At 51.6% G+C, this 24,181-nt stretch carries 18 protein-coding genes; 7 read left to right on the top strand and 11 right to left on the bottom strand.

Annotated elements, in window-relative coordinates:
- Positions 1-30 precede the first annotated feature (30 nt).
- Both W01_RS06825 and W01_RS06820 read right to left on the bottom strand, forming a co-directional pair.
- Positions 31-1,458 carry a glutamate synthase subunit beta gene (locus W01_RS06825; protein ID WP_173053237.1) on the bottom strand — a complete coding sequence of 476 codons (1,428 nt, stop codon included), beginning with the start codon at positions 1,456-1,458 and terminating at the stop codon, positions 31-33.
- The gene (locus tag W01_RS06820) at positions 1,459-6,168 is read right to left on the bottom strand and encodes a glutamate synthase-related protein (protein WP_173053235.1); all 4,710 of its coding nucleotides are present in this window, start codon (positions 6,166-6,168) and stop codon (positions 1,459-1,461) included.
- 400 nt (positions 6,169-6,568) lie between these two features.
- On the opposite strand from W01_RS06820, the gene W01_RS06815 reads away from it, so the two are divergent.
- The 7 genes from W01_RS06815 (at position 6,569) to trpE (ending at position 13,418) form a co-directional block, all read left to right on the top strand.
- Positions 6,569-7,453 (top strand): hypothetical protein, encoded by an 885-nt coding sequence (locus W01_RS06815; RefSeq protein WP_173053233.1) that lies wholly within the window; start codon positions 6,569-6,571, stop codon positions 7,451-7,453.
- 365 nt (positions 7,454-7,818) lie between these two features.
- Positions 7,819-8,454, top strand: coding sequence for a guanylate kinase (gene gmk, locus W01_RS06810; RefSeq protein WP_173053231.1), 636 nt, complete (start codon positions 7,819-7,821; stop codon positions 8,452-8,454).
- A complete protein-coding gene (gene rpoZ / locus W01_RS06805) occupies positions 8,442-8,648 on the top strand; it encodes a DNA-directed RNA polymerase subunit omega (protein WP_173053229.1) in 207 nt (68 codons plus the stop codon). The genes gmk and rpoZ overlap by 13 nt, the downstream gene beginning before the upstream one ends.
- A 282-nt stretch (positions 8,649-8,930) precedes the next feature.
- Entirely contained in the window at positions 8,931-10,304 is a 1,374-nt protein-coding gene (gene pabB / locus W01_RS06800) for an aminodeoxychorismate synthase component I (protein WP_173053227.1), read from the top strand.
- Positions 10,305-10,417: 113 nt separating this feature from the next.
- Positions 10,418-11,101 (top strand): ribulose-phosphate 3-epimerase, encoded by a 684-nt coding sequence (gene rpe / locus W01_RS06795; RefSeq protein ID WP_173053225.1) that lies wholly within the window; start codon positions 10,418-10,420, stop codon positions 11,099-11,101.
- The gene (locus W01_RS06790) at positions 11,101-11,787 is read left to right on the top strand and encodes a phosphoglycolate phosphatase (RefSeq protein ID WP_173053223.1); all 687 of its coding nucleotides are present in this window, start codon (positions 11,101-11,103) and stop codon (positions 11,785-11,787) included. The genes rpe and W01_RS06790 overlap by 1 nt, the downstream gene beginning before the upstream one ends.
- 131 nt (positions 11,788-11,918) lie before the next feature.
- Positions 11,919-13,418, top strand: coding sequence for an anthranilate synthase component I (gene trpE / locus W01_RS06785; RefSeq protein ID WP_173053221.1), 1,500 nt, complete (start codon positions 11,919-11,921; stop codon positions 13,416-13,418).
- A gap of 58 nt (positions 13,419-13,476) precedes the next feature.
- Here the strand turns inward: trpE and xth are convergent, their stop codons facing one another.
- The 9 genes from xth to W01_RS06745 all read right to left on the bottom strand — a co-directional run bounded on the left by xth (position 13,477) and on the right by W01_RS06745 (position 24,089).
- The gene (gene xth, locus W01_RS06780; protein ID WP_173053219.1) at positions 13,477-14,244 is read right to left on the bottom strand and encodes an exodeoxyribonuclease III; all 768 of its coding nucleotides are present in this window, start codon (positions 14,242-14,244) and stop codon (positions 13,477-13,479) included.
- A gap of 95 nt (positions 14,245-14,339) precedes the next feature.
- Positions 14,340-15,818, bottom strand: a complete 1,479-nt coding sequence (locus W01_RS06775) for a type I restriction-modification system subunit M (protein ID WP_173053217.1) — start codon at positions 15,816-15,818, stop codon at positions 14,340-14,342.
- Positions 15,819-15,923: 105 nt separating this feature from the next.
- Positions 15,924-16,211 (bottom strand): hypothetical protein, encoded by a 288-nt coding sequence (locus tag W01_RS13910; RefSeq protein ID WP_198421255.1) that lies wholly within the window; start codon positions 16,209-16,211, stop codon positions 15,924-15,926.
- A gap of 108 nt (positions 16,212-16,319) precedes the next feature.
- The gene (locus W01_RS13905; RefSeq protein WP_198421254.1) at positions 16,320-16,769 is read right to left on the bottom strand and encodes a BRO-N domain-containing protein; all 450 of its coding nucleotides are present in this window, start codon (positions 16,767-16,769) and stop codon (positions 16,320-16,322) included.
- 2 nt (positions 16,770-16,771) lie between these two features.
- A complete protein-coding gene (locus W01_RS06765; protein WP_173053215.1) occupies positions 16,772-18,319 on the bottom strand; it encodes a restriction endonuclease subunit S in 1,548 nt (515 codons plus the stop codon).
- Positions 18,319-21,102 (bottom strand): type I restriction endonuclease subunit R, encoded by a 2,784-nt coding sequence (locus W01_RS06760; RefSeq protein ID WP_173053212.1) that lies wholly within the window; start codon positions 21,100-21,102, stop codon positions 18,319-18,321. The genes W01_RS06765 and W01_RS06760 overlap by 1 nt, the downstream gene beginning before the upstream one ends.
- Before the next feature lie 109 nt (positions 21,103-21,211).
- The gene (locus tag W01_RS06755) at positions 21,212-21,457 is read right to left on the bottom strand and encodes a hypothetical protein (RefSeq protein WP_173053211.1); all 246 of its coding nucleotides are present in this window, start codon (positions 21,455-21,457) and stop codon (positions 21,212-21,214) included.
- A 16-nt stretch (positions 21,458-21,473) separates the two neighbouring features.
- Positions 21,474-22,001 carry a glutaredoxin family protein gene (locus tag W01_RS06750; RefSeq protein ID WP_173053209.1) on the bottom strand — a complete coding sequence of 176 codons (528 nt, stop codon included), beginning with the start codon at positions 21,999-22,001 and terminating at the stop codon, positions 21,474-21,476.
- A 27-nt stretch (positions 22,002-22,028) separates the two neighbouring features.
- Positions 22,029-24,089: a M3 family metallopeptidase gene (locus W01_RS06745; RefSeq protein ID WP_173053207.1), complete on the bottom strand. Its 2,061-nt coding sequence runs from the start codon at positions 24,087-24,089 to the stop codon at positions 22,029-22,031.
- Positions 24,090-24,181 lie beyond the last annotated feature (92 nt).

Below are 24,181 nucleotides of genomic sequence, written 5' to 3'. Positions count from 1 at the left end.
TCGTTCAGCGCCTGACAGGGACAACTCAATTTAGAGCGGTAAACTGGAACTACCCATCAAATACTCATCCACTGCACGTGCCGCCTGGCGGCCTTCGCGTATTGCCCATACCACGAGCGACTGGCCGCGACGCATATCGCCAGCAGCGAAAACCTTATCCACCGATGTCTGATAATAGCCCGCTCCTTCAGTGACAGCCTTGGCATTGCCGCGACCATCCTTTTCAACGCCAAACGCTTCCAGGACCTGCTGCATCGGGCTGACGAAGCCCATAGCCAAAAGCACGAGATCGGCCTTCATCTCAATTTCGCTGCCCGGCACTTCTTGCATCTTTCCGTCTTTCCATTCCACGCGCACGGCATGCAATTTTTCGATCTTGCCATTTTTGCCGGTTAATTCCTTGGTCGCCACAGCCCAATCACGCTGACAGCCTTCTTCATGAGAGCTGGACGTGCGTAGCTTCATTGGCCAGTATGGCCAGATCAGCGGCTTATTCTCCTGCTCGGGCGGGCGCGGCATGACCTCAAACTGGGTCACCGAAGCCGCGCCTTGACGGTTGGACGTACCGACACAGTCAGAACCCGTGTCGCCACCGCCGATCACCACCACATGTTTGCCCGTCGCTTTAATTTGATCGGGTACCACGTCTCCCGCCACGATTCTGTTCTGCTGCGGCAGAAATTCCATTGCGAAGTGTACTCCCTGCAACGCACGCCCGGGCACTGGCAAGTCGCGTGGTTGTTCAGCCCCACCCGTTAATACTACAGCGTCGAACTCGTCCTTCAATTTTTGTGCCGACACCTGCACGCCGATATGCTGATTGACGCGGAATTCCACACCCTCGGCGCGCATCTGTTCAATGCGACGATCGATGTGCGACTTTTCGAGTTTGAAGTCGGGAATGCCATAACGCAAAAGGCCACCAATTCGATCGTTTTTCTCGAATACCACCACGTCATGCCCGACACGAGCTAATTGTTGCGCACAAGCTAAGCCAGCCGGACCAGAACCAACCACGGCAATCCTCTTGCCGGATTTGGTCTGTGCTGGTTGCGGAGTCACCCAGCCTTCTTCCCAGCCTTTATCGATGATGGCATGCTCGATGGATTTGATGCCTACCGCATCGTCGTTAATGGTCAATGTGCAGGCCGCCTCACACGGTGCAGGGCAAATTCGTCCGGTGAATTCTGGAAAGTTGTTAGTAGAGTGCAGCACGTCCAGCGCTTGCTTCCAGTTGCCGCGATAAACCAAATCATTCCAGTCCGGGATGATGTTATTAACCGGGCAACCTGTAGTACAAAATGGAATGCCACAGTCCATACAGCGCGAACCCTGCACGGATGTCTGCTGGTCGGTCAGACGCGGTATGAATTCCTTATAATTTTTCAGGCGCTCCGCAACCGGCAAGCTGTGCTCGCTTATGCGGCGGAATTCCATGAATCCGGTAATCTTACCCATTTATACAGCCTCCAATTGCTTGGTTTGTTCCGCCGCGACTTCCTGTAAGGCGCGGCGGTACTCAGTCGGCATGACCTTGATAAATTTCGGCAAGTAGCGCGCCCAATTATTTAGAATATCTTGAGCACGGACACTGTTGGTGTAGCGCAGATGCGCACTCACCATGTCGCGCAAAACCTGTTCATCGGCCTTGCCAAGGTGGTTAAAATGTACCCGGCCATGCGTCTCGACTTCACCCAGGTCGCTCGCAGCAGCCTCATCGGGTACCGGTTCCAGTTGTACCATCGCCAGATTGCAACGATGTTCAAAACCGCCATCTTCATCCAGTACATAAGCAATGCCGCCGGACATGCCTGCAGCAAAATTGCGTCCGGTTTGACCGAGCACAACCACTATACCGCCGGTCATGTATTCGCAACCGTGATCGCCCAAGCCTTCCACTACTGCAATAGCGCCGGAATTGCGTACTGCGAAACGCTCGCCAGCCACCCCTCGGAAATAGCATTCGCCGCTGGTCGCACCATACAGCACGGTATTGCCAACGATGATATTTTCCTCGGCCACGATGTTACATTCTTTGGGCGGTAGCACCACGATGCGCCCGCCACATAATCCCTTGCCGACATAGTCATTGCCCTCTCCAGACAGCTCGAAGGTAATGCCATGCGCGAGAAAAGCGCCGAAGCTCTGTCCGGCCGTGCCTTGTAGTTTCACCGTAATCGTATCGTTCGGCAATCCCGCTTGGCCATAACGTTTTGCCACTTCATGCGACAGCATTGCACCGACGGTACGGTTAACATTGCGAATGCGGCCTTCTATTGTTACTGGCAACTTGCTTTCCAATGCAGGCATAGCCTCGGCAATAAGTCGATGATCCAACGCCTGAGTCAGCCCATGATCCTGTTCTTCGACATGGCGGCGCGCCACGCTAACCGGTACATCAGGCTGATGGAAAATTTTCGAGAAGTCCAGACCCTTGGCTTTCCAATGTTCAATGACATGTTTTGCGTCAAGCAATTCGCTACGACCGATTAGATCATCGAACTTGCGGATACCGATCTGCGCCATGTATTCGCGTACTTCTTCGGCTACAAAGAAGAAATAATTCACCACGTGTTCAGGCTGACCGGTGAATTTCTTGCGTAACTCGGGGTCTTGCGTAGCCACGCCCACCGGGCAGGTGTTGAGATGGCACTTGCGCATCATGATGCAGCCCTCTACTACCAGTGGCGCTGTGGCAAAACCAAACTCATCCGCGCCGAGTAACGCACCGATTAATACATCGCGCCCGGTCTTCAACTGGCCGTCCACCTGCAAAACAATCCGTCCACGCAACCGGTTTAACACCAGCGTTTGCTGAGCTTCCGCCAGCCCAAGTTCCCACGGGGTTCCGGCATGCTTAATGGAAGACAACGGCGAGGCACCCGTGCCACCATCATGGCCAGCAACAGTTATATGATCCGCCTTGGCCTTGGCTACACCGGCCGCTACCGTACCAACGCCCACTTCAGATACCAGCTTGACTGAAATGGAAGCGCGCGGATTAGCGTTTTTCAGATCATGAATGAGCTGTGCCAGATCTTCGATGGAATAAATATCGTGATGCGGCGGTGGTGAAATCAACCCCACACCCGGTATGGCGAAACGCAATTTAGCGATGTACTCTGACACCTTGTGGCCGGGTAACTGGCCGCCTTCACCTGGCTTTGCGCCTTGCGCCATCTTGATTTGAATTTGATCGGCGCTCGTCAAGTATTCCGCTGTTACACCAAAGCGACCCGAGGCCACTTGTTTTATTTTGGAGCGCAATGAATCGCCTGGCAATAAAGTCAGATCAGCTTCAATGCGCCCTTTGCCTATAATTTCAGATAGTTTCTCGCCACCTTTAATTGACTTGAAACGCATCGGGTCTTCGCCACCTTCGCCCGTATTAGATTTTCCCCCGATACGGTTCATTGCGATGGCCAAAGCGGTGTGCGCCTCGGTGGAAATAGATCCAAGCGACATTGCTCCCGTAGCAAAACGTTTGACGATCTCTTTTGCCGGCTCGACCTCTGCCAGCGGCACGGGCGCGCCAGCTGACTTGATCTCGAACAAGCCGCGCAATGTCTTCATGCGCTGAGTCTGATCGTTAATCAGCTTCGCATATTCTTTGTACGTCTGTCCGTTATTGGAACGCGTGGCATGTTGCAGCTTGGCGATGACATCCGGCGTCCACATATGCTCTTCACCCCGCACACGATAGGCATATTCTCCTCCCGCTTCCAGGGCATTGGACAACACCGGATCGTTGCCGAAAGCGGCTTGATGAATACGCATCGCTTCTTCGGCCACTTCATGTAAGCCTATGCCTTCGATCTGAGTCGCCGTGCCGGTGAAATACTGCGATACAAAATCAGCGTTCAGGCCGATTGCCTCGAAAATCTGTCCGCCGCAATAAGACTGATAAGTGGAGATGCCCATTTTGGACATTACCTTGAGCAGCCCCTTGTTTATTGCTTTAATGAAACGTTTATTTGCATCCTTGTTCGATAGACCCGCAGGTAAATAATCGCTCATGGCAGCAATAGTTTCATAGGCCAGCCACGGGCATATCGCCTCAGCGCCATAACCGGCAAGGAGTGCGAAGTGATGGGTTTCACGCACAGAACCAGAATCCACCACCAGTCCGGTGCTGGTGCGCAGCCCTTCGCGTACCAGATGATGATGCACTCCCGCACAAGCCAGCAAAGCCGGAATCGCCACGCGTATACTTGAAATCGCACGGTCGGACAAAATCAGCACGTTGTAACCATCCGCCACCGCCTGATCGGCTGCGGCACTCAGTGCCTTTATTGCGCCCTCGCAACCCGCTGCGCCCTGTGCCGCAGGATAAGTGATATCCAACACCAGCGCCTTGTAACGTCCTTGAGTTAATGTGCTGATGTCGCGCAGTTTGGCTAAATCTTCATTGGATAGCACAGGCTGATGTACCTCAAGACGCAGCGGCGGATCGGTCTCGTCGATACCGAGCAGATTGGGCTTTGGTCCAATAAACGAGGTAAGTGACATGACAATCTCTTCACGGATCGGATCGATAGGCGGATTAGTCACCTGAGCGAAAAGCTGCTTGAAATAGCTGTACAGAACTTTGTTTTTATCCGACAGCACAGGCAAGGTAGCATCATTACCCATAGAGCCGGTTGCTTCTTCCCCTGCGGCAGCCATGGGCGCAAGAATGAATTTGATGTCTTCCTGAGAATAGCCAAATGCCTGCTGAGTATCCAGCAGACTGGTGTCTAACAAGCTTTCCTTGAGTACTTTCTTTACGTCTACACTTGGCAGGTCGCCGAGGAAATAACGTGACTTTTCAATCCACTCGCGATACGGTTTTGCGGTAGCGAGCTGCTGCTTCAATTCGGTGTCATCTATGATGCGGCCGGCTTTCAGATCGATGAGGAACATCTTGCCCGGCTGTAGTCGCCACTTTTTCACAATTTTGTTTTGTGGAATATCCAGCACACCCATTTCAGATGCCATTAACACCAAGTCATCATCTGTAATCAGATAGCGCGCCGGGCGCAGGCCGTTGCGATCCAGCGTCGCGCCGATCATGCGACCATCCGTGAAAGCCACGGCGGCGGGGCCATCCCACGGCTCCATCAACGCAGCATGGTATTCATAAAACGCGCGGCGCTCTTCATCCATCAATGGGTTCCCTGCCCAGGCTTCAGGAATCAGCAGCATCATCGCGTGTGGCAGCGAATAACCACCTGCCACCAGCAATTCCAGTGCATTATCAAAACAGGCGGAATCAGACTGGCCTTCCACAATTAACGGCCACAATTTTTCCAGATCTGCGCCCAGCAAACTGGATGACATCGCTGCATGACGCGCCGTCATCCAGTTCACGTTACCGCGCAAGGTGTTGATCTCGCCGTTGTGCGCAATCATACGGAATGGATGCGCCAGATCCCAGGAGGGGAAAGTATTGGTGGAAAAACGTTGATGTACCATCGCCAATGCGCTGACCATACTTTCATCTTGCAGATCGAGGTAATATTCGCCGACCTGGTCGGCCAACAACATTCCCTTGTATACGATAGTGCGCGCAGAAAACGACGGTATATAGAATCCTCGCCCTTGTTCATTGGGCAGGCCGCGCACAGCGTGCTCTGCAATCTTGCGAATAACAAACAATTTACGCTCGAAGCTGTCGACGTCCGTGCAATTCGAACCGCACCCAATGAATACTTGGCGTACCAATGGCTCAACCGCCTTAACGCTTTCGCCCAAGCTACCATTGTCTACCGGCACATCACGCCAGCCCAACAAAATTTGTCCTTCCGCAGCAATCTTGTCGGCAATCACCTGCTCGCAGGCGGCACGCGCCGCCGTATCGCGCGGCAGGAACAATATACCCACCCCGTATTTGCCCGATGCCGGCAGGGATATATCCTGTGCAGCGCATGATTTACGCAAAAATGCATCTGGAACCTGGATCAGAATACCCGCACCATCTCCCGCCAAGGGGTCAGCGCCCACCGCGCCGCGATGAGTAAGATTTTTGAGTATCTGCAGGCCTTGACAGATCATGTCATGGCTCTGCTTACCCTTGATATGCGCCACAAAGCCTACTCCGCACGCATCGTGCTCATGGCGCGGGTCATACAAACCCTGCTGGACCGGCAACGAAGAATGACTCACACGTTGTTCCTCATTAAAAATCATTAACCCCAAAAAAAGTGGCGACACACATCGCCACAGCGTTACCCATACAATCTATGCTCACAAAATACAAAGCGAAAGGGCGGAAATATTACCTTGTCTCGGGACGAACAGCAACCTAGAACCTGTTCGAAATATGAAATTCAGGTTATATGGCGGTGTATCTCCACTTAAGAATAAAGCCTAGAGACCATGCCCTAAGTCAGGTGTCGCGCTAGCGCCCACACTTTCTTTACACGGTGCAACAATAAACTCGAGACGACTATGTTATTTTTCCGGAACAACAGCAAACCATAATGGCGAACTAAGGGTACACTCAAAATTTTATTACTCTTGACTATCGCTATCTAAATAATGGCCGCCGTCCAACCACAGATTAATCCTGGGAATAGAAAAGGCGCTTATGATGAAAATCAGACATGAAAAAATCATAGATACGGCATTTTGTTTTTTAAAAGAGGATGCAAAACGCTTGTTTGTATACATTGGGAACGTCATAGACGATTTTCGGTTAAGTAGTTTTTCATCTGCCAAGAGGGTACTCTTGATCGGAATGACTTTCGGTGTAATGACAACCGCTGTAGCAGAAAATGTAACAATACATCCAGCCAACCCGAAAAGTCTGGAGTCAGTTGTAGTTAAAATAGAGGTGGGGAGTTCATGTTTATATGACCCTCGTGTTCCCGTACAACTAAAACAGGTAGGCACTGTTATTAGAGTCGATCTTATCGCAAATCCTGATTGTGCAGACTTCGGTGTGCCGTTCCCAGTGCCAGATCTTGACATTAAACTGGGACAGTTTCCACCAGGTGTATTTAGTGTCGATGTTTTTCGCACATACAAACCAAGTACAGGTATTGCCTTCCCAGCAGTGCAGTTGGGCTCGGCACAGTTTACTGTCACTGATAGTTATGCGTCCAAAACCGGGCCGTTTCCTCTGGTTGACTATACCGACCACTGGTGGAATCCACAGGAATCCGGCATGGGTTTCAGTATTATGCAACACCCCAGTGATCGAATATTTGCCGCATGGTTTGTGTATGACCAAGCGGGTCAGCCTATATGGTATACGCTCCAGCCGGGACAATGGTTAAGTCCTACTGCTTATTCTGGCCCAATTTACAAGACGACAGGTACTTACCTGGGTGTAACATACGACCCTGGCCAGCTTGTAGTAACGCCGGTTGGGACGGGTACATTTATATTCCACGATTATTCGAGTGCTACCTTTAACTACACAGTGGACGGCATCACAGGGACAAAAGAAATTACGCGCTTATCCTTTTAACGTGGGATTTTCACAGCGAGCCTTTACCCCATCGCTTACCTGCGTGTATTGGCGGAGCTTTAAGCAGCTGAAACAAGTAAAAATATCAAGTTATTCCATTTCGTGCACAGAAAATATGCCGCATATATATTTAACTTGTCAGTCCGTAATTCTAGTTTCAGTCGGTAATTACTCAAAGAGCCTAGGCAGAAAATTTGTACATGAGACATGTACAACGCAGCGAATTTGTTTGCATGACTTGAGTTTGGGCAAGCACTGAATTTTCAGAAGCTCCTACCAGTTGATGATAAAATTACATTGCGCTTCGCAGTGGAGTTTTGTGTTGAAAATACTGCTCAATGTTTAAAGATGCTTAATACATAAATATGCCGGGAAATCTCTTTATTGTCAGTGCACCGTCGGGTGCAGGAAAAACCAGCCTGGTTCGCTCGTTGCTGGCCAGTAATCAACAGGTTGGTATATCTGTTTCCTACACGACGCGAGCGCCTCGCCCAAGCGAGACCGAGGGGGAAGATTATCATTTTGTGAGCCGTGAAACTTTCCTGGATATGGCAAAGCATGGTGATTTTTTGGAAAGCGCTGAGGTATATGGCAACTTCTATGGCACTTCGCAATCCTGGATTGAAGCTGAAATTTTGAGCGGACGTGACGTACTATTGGAAATTGATTGGCAGGGCGCGGCGCAAGTACGGCGCGCATTTCCGGATTGCATCAGCATCTTCATCCTGCCCCCCTCTTTGCAAGCGCTGGAGAATCGCCTGCATGGGCGCGGACAGGATGATGTCAAAGTGATCGCACAACGCTTGCACGCCGCGAAAGAAGACATCGCCCATGTCGTAGAGTTTGATTATGTTATTATTAATGATAAGCTGGACATTGCTTTGCAACAGCTCAATGCCATCGTCGTTGCCGCAGGACTTCGCCGCGATAGACAACTCGCACGCCAGCAAACTTTGATTAATCAACTGCAAAAAGGAGACACTACACCATGGCTCGTGTAACGATAGACGACTGTTTGGTAAACATCCCTAACCGATTTGAACTCACCTTGGCTGCCGCCTACCGCGCACGTCAGTTGGCCAATGGCGCCAGCTATCTAGTGGCAGAATGTAAAGATAAGCCTACTGTAATTGCTCTGCGCGAAATCAGTGAAGGAAAGGTAGGACTGGAAATTCTCATTCGTGGAATAGCCTAGGCCTCATAGTTCCCAGCTACTTTGCATTTGTAATTTCCGCTGCAATAGATAAGCGACCTGAACAAAAATATCAGAACTAAAGAGGGATTAGGTTGCGCAAAGTTGATTTAATCGCTCTGTAATTCTGTTGTATAAAAATGCATTCCATTCTTTAATCCAAGCTCACTATATCCGCTCTTACCTAAATAAATCGAATTGCTAGCTTGAGCCCGCAATGCGGGACTTGAGCTGATCGAGCAGACTGCGAAGCGACATAAGTCTTCCTTTTCACCCACCAACCCGATGTTTTATAGAGCCTCCCTTCCCAATGCTGCCAATGCTGCCGCTTACTTCGCGGCCATCGCCGATTTGCCTTGGGCGGTGTGGCTGGACAGCGGTGGGCGAGGGCGTTACGACATTCTATGCGCACAACCCATCGCCACGCTGGTCACACAGGGTACATACACGGAAATTACAAATGCAACCGGTGTGCAGCGTTCAGCCAGTGATCCATTTGAACTTTTGCGCCAGCAATTGGGTGCACCCGTCGCAGCAATACCGGGCATTCCCTTTTTGGGAGGTGCACTAGGCTACTGGGGCTACGATCTGGCGCGCCGCCTGTTTACTTTACCCACACAGGCACAGGAAACTGAACATCTGCCGGACATGATGGTTGGCATCTACGACTGGGCGATTGTGCTGGATCATCAGGAAAAGACGACACATCTGGTATCACAGCAACGTGAGCAAGGAACAGAACAAGTGTTGCCGCAAATCCTTGCGCGATTGCAACAGAACAGTAACGCGCCTCAGGAAAAATTCAAGGTACATGGTCGCATTCAGTCGAATTTTACCCGTGCGGGGTATAAATCCGCATTTGATGTCATACAACGCTACTTGCACGCGGGTGATTGTTATCAAGTCAATTTGGCGCAACGCTATGCAGCACGTGCTTCCGGTGATTCGCTACAAGCATATCTCGAATTGCGTCGTCTGAGCCCGGCACCTTATTCTGCTTTTCTTAATTTTCCGCAGGTGCAAATTTTATGCGCCTCGCCGGAACGATTTTTGCAAGTACAGCAGGGGCACGTCGAAACTAATCCGATCAAAGGTACGCGCCCGCGTCAAAACAATCTGCACGACGATACGAAGATGGCACAAGAGTTGGGCCATAGCGACAAAGACCGTGCAGAGAACCTAATGATTGTTGATTTGCTGCGTAACGACCTGGGCAAGAGCTGTATATCTGGTTCAGTGCAAGTACCCAAGCTGTTCGAACTGGAAAGTTTTGCCCAAGTACACCATCTGGTAAGTACCGTCACTGGTCAGCTTGCGCCGGGGCGTGATGCGCTGGCATTGTTACGCGATTGTTTTCCCGGTGGCTCTGTAACGGGTGCACCTAAACAACGCGCCATGCAAATCATCGAACAATTGGAGCTGCATCGACGTGGGGTATATTGCGGTGCGATTGGTTACATCGGTTTTGATGGCAATATGGATAGCAACATCACTATCCGTACTTTGGTATTCGCCGATGGCGAAATTCGTTTTTGGGCGGGTGGCGGGATCGTAGCGGATTCTGACGCCAATGCAGAATATCAAGAGACGTTAGATAAAGCGGCGGCAATGCTGAAGCTCTTGCAACAATATGGCGGTGAATATGAGCGAGAAGAATAACGTTCAGTCATTTACTTTGGAAAAGCAGTGAGCTGTCTACTGTTGCATTTATTCATCGGGAAAGTTTCGGGTAGAATGCGTGCTTCAAATTTAAACTTGTTAAAGGCGTCGCCATGTACAAAATTGCACCTAGCATTCTTTCCGCCAATTTCGCCAAGCTCGGCGAAGAAGTCATCAATGTCATTGCCTCCGGCGCGGATATTATCCACTTCGACGTGATGGACAACCATTACGTACCCAACCTGACCATTGGTCCGCTGGTGTGTTCTGCCATTCGTCCGATTACCCAAGCAGAGATCGACGTACACCTGATGGTCAAGCCGGTGGACCGTATCATCCCGGACTTCGCCAAAGCCGGTGCCAATATCATCTCCTTTCATCCGGAAGCGTCCGAGCACATCGACCGCACTCTCAGCTTGATCAAGGAAAACGGCTGTAAGGCCGGGCTAGTATTCAATCCTGGTACGCCATTGAGCTATCTCGACCATGTCATGGACAAAATTGACTTGATCCTGATTATGTCGGTGAATCCCGGCTTCGGCGGTCAGAAATTTATCCCTGATGCCCTGAACAAGCTACGCACTGCGCGCCAAAAAATTAATGAAAGCGGGCGCGACATCATGCTGGAAATCGACGGTGGTGTGAACACCAGCAATATTGCGGAAATTGCTGCTGCGGGTTGCGATACCTTCGTAGCCGGCTCCGCTGTGTATGGTGCCGGCAAGGACACGGATCCGCACCGCTATGATTCCATCATCGCCGCTTTGCGCGCTGAACTAGCCAAAGTAAGGAAATAATGGTGCGAGCACATTTCCCACTGAGAATCTCCGCTATCCTTATCGATCTGGATGGCACGTTACTTCATACTGCACCTGAACTGGTGGCCTCTGCTAATTGCATGTTGCGTGACCTGGGCCGTCCTGCCGTGTCGCAAGATTTGCTGACAAGCTACATCGGCAATGGGGTCAGTTGGCTGGTTAAACGCGCGCTGACCGGTGACATGTATGCCGAGCCGGATGCAAATCTATATGAACAGGCGCTGCCGATTTTCGAACAGCACTACAAGGAGCTGCTATTACAGAGTAAACCGTTTGAGGGGGTGATTGCCGGGCTGGACGCCATGCAGGCGGCTGGGTTCCGCCTGGGCTGCATTACCAACAAGGTAAAACGCTACACTGAGCCCCTGCTTGAGGGTTTAGGGCTTGCGCATTATTTCGAGATCGTGCTGTCCGGCGACAGCCTGCCGGAAAAAAAACCACACCCGCTGCCGTTGCTGCACGCTGCAAAGTTTTTCGGCGTTCCGGTGGAGCAAGTGTTGCTGATCGGCGATTCACTCAATGACTCGGTTGCTGCACGCGCCGCCGGCTGTCCCATAGTTTGCGTGCCCTATGGTTACAATCACGGCGAGCCGGTGGATAGACTGGATCTGGATGCTGTGATCGACACGCTGCCAGATGTGATCAAGCTGATTCAAAAAATATGACCTGATGACACACGAAAATTTCAAAATCTGGAGAGAAACTACTGCATGGCGATGGTGATCACCACTCCGTTCGGTGTGGCAGCCCCGTTTTAGTGCTGCCGTTTTCCCATTTTTTGAGTTAGGAGCAATTCGTGTTGAATCCCATTTCTGAACAAGCTTTTGATCAACTTGCCGAGCAAGGATATAACCGCATCCCTCTGGTGGCAGAGACCTTTGCTGATCTGGATACGCCACTGTCGCTGTATCTTAAGCTCGCCAACAAACCTTATTCCTATCTACTGGAATCAGTGCAGGGTGGTGAACGCTTCGGCCGCTATTCTTTTATCGGGCTGCCCGCCGATACACGCATTACGGTGCGCGGCAAGCACATTACGCTCACCACTGCGACTGGCGAAACCGTCCAAAATGCGGACAACCCGCTGGATTTCATCAAGGACTACCAGTCACGTTTCAAGGTTGCGCCGCTGCCCGGCCTGCCGCGATTTACTGGCGGGTTGGCTGGTTATTTCGGCTATGACACCGTACGCTATATCGAGCCACGTCTGGCCAAAACGCAAAAACAGGACGTGCTCGGTACGCCGGATATACTGCTAATGCTCACCGAACAGCTGGCGGTAGTGGACAATCTGTCCGGCAAGCTCTTCTTTATCGTACATGCCAATCCGCAACTGCCAAATGCTTATGCATTGGCACGGCAGCGTCTGCAAGAACTCGCACAGTTGCTGCGTCAACCCGTGGAAATACCACGTGCCCCGCAATTTTCCCCTCAGGAAGCTGTATCTGAGTTCGGTGAGGAAGCCTACAAACAGGCTGTAGACAAGGCCAAGCGCTATATTTTTGATGGCGATATCATGCAGGTTGTGCCTTCGCAGCGCATGAGCCAGCCATTTCCTGCTTCACCGCTCAATCTGTACCGAGTGCTACGTTCCATCAACCCTTCACCCTACATGTTCTATTACGACATGGACGATCACCATGTGGTCGGCGCTTCACCTGAAATTCTGGTGCGACTGGAAGGTGACAACGTGACTGTGCGTCCCATTGCTGGCACACGTCCGCGCGGCAAAACACCGCAACAGGATATCCAATTGGCGCAAGAGTTGCTGGCCGATCCAAAGGAGCTGGCGGAACACCTGATGCTTATAGACCTCGGTCGTAATGATGTTGGCCGCGTCGCGCAGCAGGGTACGGTGAAGCTCACCGAGAAAATGGTGATTGAACGGTATTCGCACGTCATGCACATTGTGTCCAATGTTGAAGGCACGCTCAAACCGGGGCTGGCTGCGATTGAGGTATTAAAAGCTACCTTCCCGGCTGGCACGGTGAGCGGTGCACCCAAAGTCCGCGCGATGGAAATCATCGACGAACTGGAGCCTTCCAAGCGTGGCATCTATGCGGGTGCAGTCGGCTATCTTGGCTTCAATGGCGATATGGATCTTGCCATTGCCATTCGCACTGCGGTGGTCAAAGCAGGCACTCTTTATGTCCAATCTGGGGGTGGCTTGGTAGCCGACTCGGTACCGGCTAGCGAATGGATAGAAACCCAGAATAAAGCACGCGCCGTGCTACGTGCCGCCGAGATGGTACTGGCTGGACTGGATAACGCTGGCGAAACAGGGAATGCCATATAGCTTGTGCGGCAGAAACTTACATTTTCAATAACAAGATTGGACTTGTGTTGCCAGGCGCCTAAATTGTGATATCCGCCACTACCGGCGTATGATCTGATGGCCGCTCCAACTTTCGTAGCGTACGGTCTATTGAACAAGCAGTGCAATTCGGTACCAGTGCCTCACTCACCAAAATGTGGTCAATGCGCAATCCCATATTGCGGCGGAAGGCCATCATGCGGTAATCCCACCAGGTATAGGATTTCTCCGGCTGCTCGAACAGGCGGAAACTATCGCGCAGCCCAAGTTGTTCGAGCGCTCTGAATGCCGCGCGCTCAGGCTCGCTCACGAGTACATTGCCTACCCATGCCTGAGGATCATGCACATCACGGTCTTCGGGTGCGATGTTGTAATCGCCAAGCAGCACAAGCTTAGGGTAGCGAACCAACTCGTCTTTTAACCACTTCTGCAAAGCGTTTAGCCACGCCAATTTGTATTGATATTTGTCTGAATCAACACTCTGACCATTCGGCACATAAACGCATACCACACGCACGCCGTTCAGCGTGGCAGCAATCACGCGCTTCTGCTCATCCAGAAAATTCGGCATGCCGACCATTACGTCTTCAGGCACAGCCTTGCTGATAATGGCTACGCCGTTATAGGTCTTCTGTCCGCTGAACACAGCTTGATAGCCAGCTTGTTGTAACTCTGCCAGGGGAAACTTACTGTCCTCTTGTTTGGTTTCCTGCAAACACAGCGCATCCGGCTGATTAACCGCCAGCCAGTCCAATGTATGAGGCAGACGCACCTTAAGGGAGTTCACATTCCAAGTCGCAATTTTCATACAGTTTTAAATAGATTGATTAAGTTGAAATTGATTTTTACATGCATATTGTAAGGGGTTTCATGTGGGGTATTGTCAAGTGCATTGCCATTGGCTCACGATAACGCCGCCGCAATTTCTCTGAAACTGTTCAACCCCGCCTCCAGGTTGTCGATGATCTCTAATGCCAGTTCATCCGGCTCAGGCAAGTTGTCCAGATCGGCAAGGCTCTTATCCTTCAACCAGAAAATATCCAGACTGGTTTTGTCGCGCGCGATGATCTGTCCGTAACTGAATTTGCGCCAACGGCCCTCCAGGTTGCTCTGTTCGTTCCACAACTCTTTGCGCTCATGGCGGTTCAGCGGGTTGTAGCAGGCAATGAACTCTTGCAAATCCTCAAAGCGTAGCGGCTTCTTTTTCAGCGTGTGATGAATGTTGGTGCGGTAGTCGTAGTACCACACCGCCTTCGTCCACGGCTCTTTGCTCGCCGCGTGGTTGTCGAAGAACAGCACATTCGCCTTCACGCCGTTGGCGTAAAAAATGCCAGTGGGCAAGCGCAATATGGTGTGCAGCTCGGTAGTTTCCAGCAGCTTTTTGCGCACCGTCTCACCCGCGCCGCCCTCGAACAACACATTGTCCGGAACGACTACAGCCGCGCGTCCCGTGGTTTTCAGCATGGTGCGGATGTGTTGTACAAAATTGAGCTGCTTGTTGGAAGTCGTCGCCCAGAAATCCTGGCGGTTGTAAGTCAGGTCGTCCTTCTCCTGCTCGCCTTCATCGTTGGTGAAGCTCATCGAGCTCTTCTTGCCGAACGGCGGATTCGCCAGCACGTAGTCGTAGCGGTTGCCACTGTCAGCTACTAACGCATCGTTTGGCGACACCATACTCTCGCCGTCAATTTCGCCGATGTTGTGCAAAAACATATTCATCAACGCCAGACGGCGCGTGCCCGCCACGATCTCGTTGCCGTTAAAGGTATCGTGTTTGAGGAAGGCCTTCTGCGTTTTGTCCATCTGGTGATTCGCCACCAGGAAATCATAGGCTGCCAGAAAGAAACCGCCCGTGCCGCAGGCCGGATCGGCTATGGTTTTGTTCGGCTCCGGGCGCACGCATTCCACCATCGCGCGGATCAAAGCTCGGGGCGTGAAGTATTGCCCCGCGCCGGACTTGGTGTCTTCCGCGTTGCGTTCCAGCAAGCCCTCGTAGATGTCACCCTTCACATCCGCACCCATCGTTACCCAGCTCGTTTCATTCACCATGTCGATCAGGCGATACAGCTTGGCCGGGTCCTGAATCTTGTTCTGCGCCTTGGTGAAAATTGTCCCCAGCATCCTTGGCTTGTTGCTCAGCTCGCGCAGCAGTGTCACGTAATGCACCTCCAACTCCGCACCGCGCTTTGCCTTCAGGCTCTGCCAGTTGTATTCGGCGGGAATGCCCACCTTGCGGGTATACGGCGGCTGGCTGTATTCGTCCGCCATTTTTAGAAAGATCAGATAAGTGAGCTGCTCCAGATAATCACCATAGCTCACTCCATCGTCGCGCAACGTGGTGCAGAAACTCCAGACTTTGGAAACGATAGATGCGGTTGCGTTCATTGAGTTGCCTTAAAGTTTATTTCTGATTGTGCACACGCTGTGTGCACAATTCAGGTGATTTGAAAAATCATTATTACCCTCTCTATTACCCTTGTTAATGGGTAATTACCCCTTCTTTTTCTGTGCCAGCTTTTTCTTTGCCGGAGGCAAATAATTTTCTGCCGAAACGACCCGCTTGCCCGTTTTACTTTCCAGCTCCAACCGCGCTTTTTTGGCGATACCGCCGCCGGTTTTTGCCGCAGCCTCGTTCTCCTTCATGCCCGTGGCCTCTATGCTTTCGGCGATCTGGCGCGTGGAAAGCTCCGCCAACGCGGTAAAGATCAGCTCCGCCTCGCTCATGTGGTCGCGCAGGTTTTGCGACTTCAAACCCTTCATCGCCTTGTGCGCCTTCACATCTACCTCGGCCCACTCCTGATGAATGATATTGGTGAGGATGGCGTATTCCTTGCCCTCCTGGATGTCGTGCTCTTTCCAGTAATCGGTCAGCTTGTTGCGTGTCTCCTAGCCGGTCATGCGCTGCTGTATCCATTTCTCGCTGCGCCCGTGCTTTTGCCAAGTCTCGCGGGCGCGATCCAGCGAACGCGAAGGATCGGCCATCTCCTGCATCCGCTCGTAGCCCACCTTCGCCAGCCACAGTTTGATCGGCTCGGCCTTGGGGCTGGGCACGGACTGCACCAAGCGCAGCAATGTCTCTGCGGTCGCGACGTCGGTAAGGCGCTGCTTGCCGTCCTCAGCGGTCATTTTCAACTGGTGACAATTTGTCACCAGTTGGCTGCCATCCTTGCCCAGCCGCTCTTTCAGCTTGTTCCAGTACTTACGCGCCGTCTGATAATCGGGCTGTTGTGTCAGTACCTGAATAATGTCTACCACTGAAAACCACCATATTTCAGTGGCCTCGTCATACACGCGGCGGATTTCATGTTCTTCAAAAATGGCTGGTTGCGGTTGCATGGTCAGGTCTCTTTAATGAGTTTTGTGCTTACATTCTTGCGCCGCTTGACAGTAACCTCCATCCGCTCCGCCTTGATGCGCGCCAGCAATGCCGAGGCGGGTTCGTCGTGCGTGTCTTGTGGCACCAGTTTGCCGGAGAAAGCTTTTTTCAGGATGGACTGGCGCAGCGCTTCGGCTTGTTGCAATGCGGTGATGATGGTTAGTTCGAGTTGGTCAACTTCTGTAAGCTTAGATTCCAGTTCCTCAACAATTTTTGACTGCTCCAAAGATGAGCAAATAGGAACAGGGACGTGCTGAATATCCCTCAGATAAATAGCCTGTTGAGCTGTTGCGCCAGAGACACCAACGATTTTCTTATTTACAAGCGGAGATTTCAGTGCTGACAATAAATAACGACTCTGTACCGCAGCGATTGCCTTCACTAGGATGACACTGCCCAGCAAACAGAACCGTTCATCTGTATTGACTATGCACATCCGACCAATGGTGGCACCACGGCTAACAATCAATATGTCATTTCGTTCTGGGTCGCATCTTGAGCGAGCCTTTTCTGCTGTCTCCTCGTTGACGAACAGAGGATCATCAAATGAAACACCGTCATGTTTCACATCTTTTGCAGAGAGGAAATAAACACCCTCAGTTTTTACTGAGGGTTTGAAATGTTCGCCATCAGTAATTTTCGAAGCCAAGTCTCCCAGTTTCATCCACCCCCAACCCTCCGGCAGTTCGGGCAATTCAGCCAGTTCTTCGGCGGTGAGCGGCGGCAGGGATTTCGGGGTTTTGGGTTTGCTGCCTTGTTTGTCGGCGGCTTCCCAGTCAGCGAGTTGTTGCTGGTGGCGTTGCGCGCGCTCTTGCTGGATGCGCTTCTGCAAGACATCGGCGGTTTCCAGTTTGTCCTGATTCTTTGCGCGCCACTGTGCAGTGAGTTTACCTTCGAAGGCATGTTTCAGCAGGGCTTGGCGATACACCTTGAGCTGCGCGCGTGCGGTCTTCAGGTTTTCGATGCCCTTGTCCAGCTCAGAAAATAGCTCCTCGATTTTAGCGACGATGCGGTGTTGTTCGTTGGTTGGAGGAATTGGAACTTCACATGCACTCAAGTAAGGAGTCGTTACTCGCCGTTGTCCAACCGCGCCAGACATATTGTGTTCAGCCTCACGACGAAAGCCTTGGGATGATACGTAGTAGTAAATGTACTTTGCATTTATGCCAGATTGGGCACGAAGAACGTGAAATTCAGTAGAGCCGAAGCCTATGCCATTTCTTACTTCGGGCACTACAGCCATTTTCCCGTTTTCCATGCAGGGGGTTATTTTGGCAAATAGAACATCACCTTCACGGAAGGGCGTGTAGCCTTTTTTTACTTCTGAAAATTTGCGGTTAGTACTGACATCAATTATTCCGCTTTCAGCCTGTACGGCTGGCATTGGTACAAATGAAATCTCCAAATCATCAGGAATTCCGGCTTTATCGAATGTCGGATTTACAGAGGTTACCTCGGAAATCCTGGCGTCACGCCAAGCATGTGGCAACCCACTAACATTGGTCTCCATCACGCCACCAGTACTTCATTCAATTCATCCAGCAACGTATCCATTTTTGCACCGAACAGTTGATACATCTTGCCCAGCCCGCCTTGCCCGTCGAACGGCGACATTTCCAGATCACCGCGCTCGATGTGGAACGAGTTGGCGACGTGGTCGCGGATCATGCGCAGCCAGGCCATTTGTTCTTCGTTGAACTTATTACCGCCGCCGGAGTGGTGTTTCATCACCCAGTTCTGAAAGTTGCGGCGCACGGTGTCGTCGAAAGTGGAGAGCTGGGCATCCATGCCGCACACGCGGCGGATCAGCGCGACCAATGCTGTTAGCTCGCTGATGGGCTGCGCACCTTTGTAGTCGTCCAATTGGCGGTAGGCTTGCCACACGCGCAACGGAGCGAGTTTGGGTTTGTCGGATTTGAGTTGGTCCAGCACTTGGCGGATCAGGTCGAAGCTGAGTTCGCGCCTTCTGTAGGGCTGGCTGAAGAAGATAGTAAGTGCGGCGATGTTGTCCTGATTCGATTTCAGGTAATCGGCGAATTCATCGGTGAGGGCTTGCGCGTTATTGGCGGCCTCTTTGTCCCATTCGGCACGCACCAGGTTGTCGAGGTTGTCGTGGTCTATGGTTTGTTCTTTGTCGCGGCGGATGGTTTCGATGAGTTCGACCAGTTCGCCATTTAACACTTTCGCGGCTTCGCTCACTAATTGTTGTTGCGCCTGTGATCGCTTGTCGTCGCCTGGATTGGTGTCGATGGGTTGCCCGGCCAGCGCCAATGCGCGGGCTTCGATGTTGTCGGCATCTATCGCGGCAAACAGTTTGCCGATCAGTTGGGTGAGTTCCAGTCCGCCCGCAGCTTCGCGGATGCGGCGCTGGTCATCGACATCCAGTTGTTTGTTGAGGCGCGCCAAGCGTCCGGCGAGCGAACTCACGGTGTCTTCATCGGTCGCGCCCATCATCACCTGCATCGCCAAGTCTTTCAGCGGCACGGTGGGCTTGGTGATAAGCGGCTGGCTGGCAGTCTTAAGCGATTTGGTTACGCCGATGGCATCGACTATGACGTAATGGGTCTTGGCGCTGACGGCGGAGGGCGTGACTTTTTTCAGGTCGTCCATATCCAGCGTGCGCGTGCCCCGTCCTTTCATCTGCTCGAAGTAGTTGCGGCTTTTTACGTCGCGCATGAACAGGAGGCATTCCAGCGGCTTCACGTCGGTGCCGGTGGCGATCATATCCACGGTGACGGCGATGCGCGGGTAATAGGCGTTGCGAAAATCCGCCAGTACCGACTTGGGGTCTTCCTCGATCTTGTAGGTGAGTTTTTTGCAGAAGGCGTTGCCCTCGCCGAATTCTTCGCGCACGGTCTGGATAATGTCGTCGGCGTGGCTGTCGGTCTTGGCAAAGATCAGCGTCTTGGGCACTTCGGTGCGGCCCGGGAATATCTCCGGCAATTTGTCGCGGAAAGTGCGAATGACGGTGCGGATTTGATCCGGGTTGACGATGTTGCGGTCCAGCTGCGTGGCGGAGTAGGCTTCGTCTTCGTCCTGCTGTTCCCAACGTTTTTTGCGGGTGAGTTTTTCGCGCCGCTCGACTTGCTGCTGCGCATTGATTTGTGCGCCTTGTTTGGTGATTTCGGTTTCGATCACATAGATTTCATTGCCGACATTCACGCCGTCGGCCACGGCTTTTTCGTGGCTGTAATCGCTGACCACGTTCTTCTTGAAGAAGCCGTAGGTGCGGTTGTCCGGCGTGGCGGTGAGGCCAATCAGGCTGGCATCGAAATAATCGATCACCTGTTGCCACAGGTTGTAGATGGAGCGGTGGCATTCGTCGATGTAAATGAAGTCGAAAAACTCCGGTGGGATTTTTTCGTTGTAGACCACGGGTAAAGGCTCTTTGCCCAGCTTCAGTTCGGCGGGATTGATCTCTTCGGTGGCCTCGTCCAGCTCTTTATCCTTGAGGATGGCATATAGGCGCTGGATGGTGCTGATGCACACCTGGCTATCCTTGGCGACGAAGGAATTTTTCAGCCGTTGCACGTTGTATAGTTCGGTGAACTTGCGGTTGTCGTCGATGGGCACGTAGGACATCATTTCCTGCTCGGCCTGTTCGCCTAGGTTTTTGGTGTCCACCAGAAATAATATCCGCTTGCAGTGCGCGTGCTTGAGCAGGCGATACATGGAGGTGATGGCGGTGTAGGTCTTGCCTGCACCGGTCGCCATCTGGATCAGCGCGCGTGGGCGGTCGGCCTTGAACGACTCTTCCAGATTGGTGATGGCGGTTTCCTGGCAATCGCGCAGGCGCAGCTCCTTGGCGGGAAGCTGGTTTGGGTTGAGTGTTGGAATGTGCTGTAAACGTTCACGCAATGAGTCATCCTGAGACAGCCATTCCTTGATTGTTTCCGGGCGGTGAAAGCTGAACACCTCGCGCGAACGCGGCTTGGGATCGCGACCATCGGTGAAGCGGATGATAATGCCAGTGCTCTCGTAGAGAAAGGGCAACGGTTTCTTGTTATTGAACCATTTCAGCTGGGCCGTTGCGTATCCTTCCGTTTGGGTTTCATGGACAGTAAGTCGCTGGCCTTCTTCTTCACGCTTGGCTTCAATTACACCCACTGCTTTTTTGTCTACGAATAACACATAGTCCGCTGGTCCAATATCGGTCTGATATTCGCGCACTGCCTGGCCCAATCCAACGTTCAGGTCGATCTTTTTGGCGTGCTGAACAATCCATCCCGCTTGCTTGAGCAGCGCATCGATGATGTCTCGGGCTTTTTGTTCGGGGTTTTGGTTTTCGGTCATTGCAAAAACAACGCTCACCAATTGTGGCAACTTTATTAGGAATTTTATTTATCTTGAGGGATAGATTTCAGCTATATCAGATATGCGCGGCTTCATTACCCTCATCGCTTTATTTGGTTTGTTGCTCTACATTCTGCTTTAAATCCTCGGCGTTTTTTATCTCTGCTTGTCCTGCTTTTTTGGCTTGCTCAAGCTTTGTATGTTGCTGCTGGAACAAATTGGCGGACTCGGTTTTGGGTAGGGGTGTCTTCGAAGGTTTTTCGCTGCAAGCGGCGATGGTCAGGGTTGCGGCGCCCAAAGTGCAGACCAGTGTCAGGCTTCTAATTTTCTTAAATGTGTTTAAGATTAATTCCATGACATCTCCCAGTTTGCTAATGTTGAGTTTCAGTGTTCGTTGGCTTGGTTGTTATTGGTTTAGCAGATGGTTGCGGGGATGGCGTTTGAAAATAACCTGCCGTATCCAGTGCTCCGCCCCATTGTTCAGCCTGAAAACCCTTGAACCAGGTTTTTCCCACTGCGAGTGTTGGTACGCCGTCACTACCAGATAACTGCTTGAAAGCATCGAGATCTTCTTTGGTACGCAAGATATTTTCGGTAAATGGAATACCGCGCTTAGTAAGAAATAAGCGTGCCTCTTTGCATGGATCGCTGCAATTTTCGGCTACATATAGAGTGACGGGAAAATTTTGTTTGGCACGACGGGTTGCATAAGGTAGATCATTTGCATCAATTGTTGGGGCAGCGCCAAATTTCTTTTGTTCAACTTTTGCCGCATCCGCCGCCGGGGCATCGCCGTAATGTACCTTGCCAGATTTATCCACCCAACGGTACAACCCGTCTGCCTGTGCACTGCCACACACGAACGCTATCAATCCTGTCCATACGAAATGCCTTTTCATATTGCCCTCATGGAAACTGAACAAAATTTAACTTGCTGTTACCAAACCGCTGTGCCGCAATAGCGCATCAATGGACGGCTCACGACCTCGAAATGCCACAAAAGATTGCATTGCATCGCGGCTACCTCCCACCGCAAGTATTTCTTCGCGGAAGCGAAGACCCGCTGCCAAGTTGAGCACGCCACTTTCCTCGAATAGGCTATATGCATCAGCGGACAATACTTCCGCCCATTTGTAGCTGTAATAGCCCGCCGCATAGCCACCGGCAAAAATATGCGAAAAACTGTTAGGGAACCGGTTGAATGCGGGCGGGATAAGTACCGCCACTTTGCTACGCACTTCATCAAGCAATTGCTGGATAGTCAGCGCACCTTGTGGATCGAAGTCGCTATGCAGTCGCATGTCGAACAAAGAAAATTCTATCTGGCGCAACGTTTGCAGGCCATTCTGAAAATTTTTCGCCGCCTGCATTTTATCGAATAATGCGCGCGGTAATTTCTGCCCTGTATCGACATGCCTGGTCAAGTTTTGCAGTACATTCCACTCCCAGCAGAAATTTTCCATAAACTGGCTGGGCAATTCCACTGCGTCCCACTCCACGCCGTTGATACCGGATACACCGAGATCTTCCACTTGCGTTAGCAAATGGTGCAGGCCATGACCGAATTCATGGAACAGGGTAATGACTTCATCATGGGTGAAGAGCGCGCGTTTGTCTCCTACCGGTGCAGCAAAATTGCAATTGAGGTAGGCGACTGGCGTTTGGATGCCAGCCGCAATGCGGCGGCGTGTGATGGCATCATCCATCCACGCGCCGCCACGTTTGCTGCTGCGCGCATATAAATCGAGATAAAACTGACCCACTAACCTGCCATCACCGTCCAGAATGTCGTAAAAACTCACTGTTAAATCCCACAGTGGCGCTGGTGCAGAGCGGACGGTTAAGCCGTATAACGTTTCTACCAACTTGAACATGCCATCCAGCACTCTATCTTCCGGGAAATATTGCTTCACTTCCTGCTCGGAAAAAGCATAGCGCTGTTGGCGTAAATGTTCACTGGCGTAGCTAACATCCCATGCCTGCATATCGGTTATGTGGAGTTGCGTGCGGGCAAATTCACGCAACTCTGTTAGGTCTCGTTCGGCGAAAGGTCGTGCGCGTTGCGCTAATTCACCCAAAAAATCCTGCACCTGTTGCGGCGTGCTTGCCATTTTGGTTGCCAGCGACAACTCTGCAAAATTGGAAAACCCCAGCAGACGTGCTTCTTCGCCGCGCAGCTTTAGAATCTGCTTCATTAACGGTGTGTTATCCCATTCTGGCTTGGCTTGATCTTCGGCTGAGGCACTCGACGAAAGCTCGCTGGCGCGGGTGCTGTTTGCAGTGTACATACGCTCGCGTAGCGCACGGTTATCCGCGTATTGCATGAGCGGGCCATAAGAAGGGGCTTTCAGGGTAAACAACCATCCCGTTTTGCCTTCCTGTTGCGCCGCTTCGGCAGCAACCTGACGCTCGTCTGCTGGAATACCGGACAACTCTGCTTCGTCTTCAACCAGCCATGTGTAAGCGTTAGTAGCATCCAAAATATTATCGGAAAAACGCGAACACAAGGTGGAAAGTTCCTCCTGAATGGCAAGAAAGCGTGCCTTTTGTGCTTCTGGCAATTCGGCCCCGCCGAGGCGAAAATCACGTAATTGATTCTCAATAATTTTCTGGCGTGCCGCACTTAAAGTTGCAAATTCTGTGCTGGTGTGTACGGCCTTCACCTTCTGAAACAGTGCTAGATTTTGCGCCAATTCAGCGTAATACTGCGTAATCTTGGGTAAATTGGCATTGTATACTTCGCGCAGTGGAGCCGAGTTCATCACTGCATTCAAGTGTGAAACCTGCCCCCATGATCGTGACAAACGCTCGTTGGCATCCGCTAACGGCTGTATAAAATTGTCCCAAGTGGGGGCAGATATATCGGCTAATAGTCGCTCGCATAGCTCACGATTTTCAGTTAAAAGTTGATCAAGCGCTGGCGCAACGTGTTTAGAGCGGATTTCCTCAAAACGCGGCAAACCGGAAAAATAAAGTAATGGATTCATATCTTAAAAAAACCTTTCATTATGATTCATAGTAATTTTCTGACAGGCAGATTCAAGGATGGATCGTAGCAGATCCGTCATGAAGAAAGGCA

The sequence above is a fragment of the Candidatus Nitrotoga sp. AM1P genome (genome assembly GCF_013168275.1).
GTDB lineage: Bacteria > Pseudomonadota > Gammaproteobacteria > Burkholderiales > Gallionellaceae > Nitrotoga.
This window is presented reverse-complemented; position numbering and strand designations above follow the sequence as displayed.